The 422-nt window shown below is 59.5% G+C and carries 1 protein-coding gene; it reads right to left on the bottom strand.

From position 1 onward, the window contains the following. Nucleotides 1-422 (bottom strand): hypothetical protein (locus AC0T7J_RS25400; RefSeq protein WP_473798564.1); only part of this gene is annotated, 422 nt, incomplete at both ends.

The following is a 422-nucleotide window of genomic DNA, read 5'->3' as shown; positions in this document are numbered from 1 at the left end:
ACCGACAATCACCACGCGCTCGCCGCGCTTTTCCAGCACGTAATCGAGCAGGCGACCGAGCAGTTGCAGGGCGAAGTCCTTGAACGCCAGGGTCGGGCCGTGGAACAGCTCAAGCACCCATTCATTACCGTTCAACTGACGCAGTGGCGCCACGGCGCTGTGGGCGAACACGCCGTAGGTTTCTTCGAGAATCTTCTTGAAATCGGCATCCGGAATGCTGCCGGTGACGAAAGGACGCATCACCCGGAAGGCCAGTTCGTGATACGGCAGGCCGGCCCAGGAAGCGATTTCTTCCTGAGTGAAACGTGGCAGGTTTTCCGGCACGTACAGACCGCCATCGGTCGCCAGACCGGCCAGCAGGACCTCTTCGAAATTCAGGGCCGGGGCCTGCCCGCGAGTACTGATATATCGCATTTTTTTCA

Source organism: Pantoea sp. E956-1 (genome assembly GCF_982223955.1).
Note: the sequence above shows the minus strand (reverse complement) of the source record. Positions and strands in the feature narration are given on the sequence as shown.